Origin of the sequence: Streptomyces sp. NPDC088354, from assembly GCF_044753585.1 — a bacterium.
Lineage (GTDB): Bacteria > Actinomycetota > Actinomycetes > Streptomycetales > Streptomycetaceae > Actinacidiphila.
In genome coordinates this window covers 1-4,552 of record NZ_JBIVNJ010000114.1, presented here as the reverse complement: position 1 = coordinate 4,552, position 4,552 = coordinate 1, and the positions used below count along the sequence as shown (strand labels likewise).

Here is a 4,552-nt window from a genome sequence, read left to right as displayed (position 1 = left end):
GCGGCCACCCAGCCCCGAGACACCAACCGTCACCATCTCCAAGCCGACCAGAACGCACCCGACTCGCAGGAAAGATCCTTAAATCACCGGTATTGCATCTAGGCGGTAGCCGGTGAACATCGAGCGATGCGTGGACCCAGCCCTGATCACCCCGCATCGTAAGCGTAATCCTGGAAATTGGCGCTGAAGGGATCGGGCGGAGCCAGCTGGGAAAGCCACGGCACCCCCTGACGGGGGCGTGGGGGTGCCGTGGCCTTACCGGCCCTTGCGGGCCCGAAAGGGTGAACAGTCTACCTGGCTGCCCAACCAACAAGCTGTCCACCCGAAGCACGGTATTGCGCCGCATCTATAGGAGATCAGTCCGGCCACAAAAGGGTATTGGATCTTGGTGTCATGTTGTTGAATATGCGTGTCAGATAAGCCTGCGAGGCTGGGCTCGGACGCTGGCGGCCTGCCATCCACGACAACTTGCAGAACCCGGTGTCTTTCTCATGAACATGACGGTCATGCGCCGCATCCCGGTCCAACCCCCATGCTCGTCCGCACACCGAGCAATCGAAAGGAGGGATCGACCACTGCGCAGGCTCGCCGTCGAGATGCCTGCGGTAGGTGACAGGCAGTCCGTTCTGGAGGATCGGCCGCAGGGAGAGCGAGAGCGTCTTGTAAGGGGTCCGCACGTGGTTTCGTGCGGCGTCTTAACTCAGATGGTCCGCGAGCTTTTTGAAGGCGGCCCAGGACATGGCGGGCTTGCCCGGATTCCACAGCTTCTGCGCAGTAGCCCGCAAGGGCATCCGGATGCCGGCGGCGACTTGGGCCTCGGTCTGAGCGTTGGGGAAATCGGACCATACAGCGAAGGCGCCGCCAAGGATTTGCTTGTCATAGTTGGCCGAAACGGCAGTCGTGCCGCGCAGCACGCGCGGGGTCCACTGCTCGTAGATTCGCTGTCCGGTCGGGTACATGAAGGTCTGCGGTTGCCCAAGAACGTAGTAGAGGTACTCGTCGTTATAGTTGATGACCTTGCGCCCGGCGTCCAGGTAGTTCACTGGCTCCCGCGCGCCGAACTCCTTGCCGGTCCAGTAGCCGACCTGAAGGTCCTGGGCTGGCTTGATTGAGGTGACCCGGAAGAAGCCGTCGTTCCAAGCCCGCACGGTCTTGTGGTGAGCCCGTACGGTTGCTGCGCGTTCGTTGAGCCAGGAGGTGGTGACGTCGGCGACGATGGCGTCAGGGCCGTACTTCTGCCGGGCCGCCGTCGCGACCTTCGGATAAGACGTCTGCGGGTCCGACACAGTGAGTGCCCGGTACTCGTCACCGCCCAGGTTCCACTGACTGCCAGGGAAGAGGTCGGCGAACTCGTTCATCAGGTCGTCGATGAGTTTCGCGGAGGCGGGGTTGGATATGTCGATGGCGCCCTTGGTGACTACACCGTTCGCGTTGCGCAGCTGGAGTTCGGGGTGGGCCGCGAGCACTGCGCCGAGGTGACCGGGCGAGTCGAGCTCGGGCACGACGGTGATGTGCCGGGAAGCGGCCAGGTCCACGATCCTCTTGACCTGCACCTTGGTTAGGTGGACCTGGGAGACGGTCTCGGGGTGCGTGGTGGACTCGATGCGGAAAGCCTGGTCGTCGGAGAAATGTAGGTCCAGCTCGTTGTACTTCAGATCCCCGAGCTCACGTATCCGCTCCTCGATCCAGGCCTCGCTGTACGGCTTGCGCGCGATGTCGAGCATGAAGCCACGTATCGGCTTGGCCGGTTCGTCGTGCACGACGCCCTCCGGAGCGATGCCGCCCCCATGCACCTCCTGTTTCAGTGTACGGGTGCCATAGAAAGCACCTTTGGCAGTTGGCGCGCTGATCTCGACCCGCCCGCCATGCACGGTCACGGTGTACGACTCCGGATTCTTGTCTGTGTCTCGGAGCGTGAGCCGCAGGTCGCCTAGGCGTGCATCACTCTTCTGTCCGACATATTTAAGGCCGAGCTCGCTGGCTATGAGCCGACCTTCGTCAGCCAGTTCAGGATCGCCGACGACAACCCGGTCACCCTGCTCAGGCCGCCATCCCAACCCGGATGCCGGGGTGTAGGACCGCACGGCGGGTATTACGGGTGGCATCTGAGACTGGGTCTCAGTGTTGTCGGACGCGGCCGAATTGCTGTTCTCCTGCCATGTGCCCGTGTCACCGGGGTTAGCCCAGGCCCACACGCCGACACCCGCACCGACGCCGACCGCGCCGATGAATACGGCGGCGAAGGCCGCCCTTTTCCGCATATCGCGCTTTGCTGCTGCCCGGCGCCGATGCTTGCTCACTGAGCGGATTCCTGCCGATCTTCTTCATATTGATGTGTACAATTTCACCCGGGGATAAGCGGGGAATCGGGTATCAGTGGGTCATGTCATCGCTTTGGGACTGGTCCATGACGTGGTGGGGTTGGAGCCTGATTGGTGGGATGCCGGTAGGTTGGTGTATGTAGGCCGTGTGTGGCGAAGAGGCCGCATCTTGCTGCCATCTGACCAAGAGTCTCCTTCTTGCGCCCAGGACGATCCGGTCCGGGTGAGAAAAGCCGAGTTTCCGCCGCCGGGAGTTCTCATATTTTCGGGCGTAGTCAAGCGAGTAAACGGGTTGAGTGACCTCATCTAGGACATCGAGCATGGCACTGCACGGGAGACTTCCTGTGTGCCGAGACATCGGCAAGTGAGCATTCGCGACTCCTACAGGTAGATTTGTATCGGACGTCGACGAGACCAAGAATAGAGCCGAGCGTACTGCGGCGTGGGAGCCGTCGTCTGAGATGTTTTACGATCGGTTGCCGCGCTGAAAAGGTCCACTGAAACACCAGTCGCGACGATCAGGCCGTGCCTCGCCCACCATCCGCCATCACGCGCGAGCCATCGATTCATAAGCGTGCCGCGAGACATGCGCCTCTCGTCGCGGGTGTACGGGGAAATCATCAAGTGAGTCGCGTTCAGGTCGGTGGTATCGCAGCACCTTCAATTGGCCGTATTTCAAGTTTGCGAGATGCATGAAAAGCCTAGCGTGGTCTTTGTTGTGTGAATTTCGGTATTGTAGCAAGGAGTGCGACGATGTCGATCCGAACGAAGCCGACTATACGCCTAATTCCCGTTCGGGCAGTCCCCTCGTAGCATCTCAGGTCGACGCTCATTGTGAATAGAATCTGTGCGCCAATCTTCTGCCTTGATTCGCAAAATTCAGGTTTGCGGCAAATTGTGGACGGCGGCGTGCTGCCCGTACTGCCCCGAAGGCGACGGGAGGCGAATTAGATTTATTCGTTGCGTACGTGAAATTGTTTGGAATATCCGTCCCTGGAAGGAAAAGTTCAGATCCCAAGACGGGGCCTGTGTAGCCGCCCACTTTCTGGCGTCGGATCGTCGAGTTGGCTCGCGCCCGCTGTAGCCCGGGGAACACGCCGAGGATGTCCAGCTACACTCCGACTATCCGGACATATCTTACGTGGCGACATCGCCTACATCAAGATTGACGAGAGCTGGCTCCGCCTGTCTGCCGTCACCGTCATAGATACCACCTTGCGGTGCGCGGTCGGCTGGGCGACCGCCGACCACATACGTAGTTATCTGGTCCCGGATGCCCTGACTTCCGCTCGCCAACGGCATGCCCGATGCGGCCGGCGATCTTTGGCTCGGATCGGACGGGCCTGTGTTGCGACGACCGGTCGTATCCGCAATACATAAGCCAGTGAGCCTTTTCAGCGGGGCCACCGATCGGGTGACGGCCGCCTGGTCGAAGAGTCGCGCATAACGGACGAGGCTCCTCGGTGGTTAGCGAGATGTCTGACGTCTCAACTCTTCTGCCGGGGAGCCTCGTTGGTTACCTATCCTGCCGCACTGGACCTGCCTCATGCGCTGGTTGAGGGGGTGACGATGCTGATCGTCACCCGGGAGGGTGACCGCCGCTGCAAGCTCCGGCCCTCGCAGCGTGCCCTGGTCGCGCTGGTGTACCTGCGCAAGCACGACACCCTCGCGCAGATCGCGGCTGGCTTCCGGATCAGCGTGGGCACCGCCCACGCCTACGTGCACGCGGTCATCGACATCCTGGCCCACCGCGCGCCGGGTCTGACCCGCGCCCTGCACGAGGCGGACACGGAGTACGTGCTGGTGGACGGCACGCTCGCCGAGTGCGACCGGGTCGGCGACGGACGCGCCGACTACTCCGGCAAACACCGCCGCCACGGTGTGAACCTCCAGGTCATCACCGACCCTCAGGGCAAGATCGTATGGATCTCCCGCGCTCTTCCAGGCCGCACTCACGACCTGACCGCGGCCCGTACGCATCGCATCGTGGCCACCTGCGTCCGCCTCGGCATCCCCGCGCTGGCCGACCTGGCTTACCTCGGCGCCGGCGGCACCTTCGCCACGCCAACCCGACGCCTACCCCGCAAGGAACACGCCGCCCGGCAAAGAGCGCTGAACCGGGCGCACGCACGGCTCCGGTATCCCGTCGAACGCGGCATGGCCACCCTCAAGCGCTGGCGCATCTTCCGTCACGCCCGCTGCAGCCCCAACCGCCTGTCGTCAGCAGCCAA

General features: G+C 62.3%; 2 protein-coding genes. One reads left to right on the top strand and one right to left on the bottom strand.

Annotation, left to right across the window (positions count from 1 at the left end; genetic code table 11):
* Window positions 1-695: 695 nt before the first annotated feature.
* Window positions 696-2,261: a glycoside hydrolase family 20 protein gene (locus tag ACIP98_RS41945; RefSeq protein ID WP_401982104.1), complete on the bottom strand. Its 1,566-nt coding sequence runs from the start codon at window positions 2,259-2,261 to the stop codon at window positions 696-698.
* A 1,572-nt stretch (window positions 2,262-3,833) separates the two neighbouring features.
* Between ACIP98_RS41945 and ACIP98_RS41940 the strand changes: the two genes are divergently transcribed.
* Window positions 3,834-4,552, top strand: a 719-nt coding sequence (locus tag ACIP98_RS41940; protein WP_401982102.1) for a transposase family protein, incomplete at its 3' end; no start/stop codon positions are given.

What these genes read in the sequence shown, in the direction of transcription:
- ACIP98_RS41945 (WP_401982104.1), bottom strand. Translation starts at nt 2,261, where the DNA reads ATGCGGAAAAGGGCGGCCTTCGCCGCCGTATTCATCGGCGCGGTCGGC.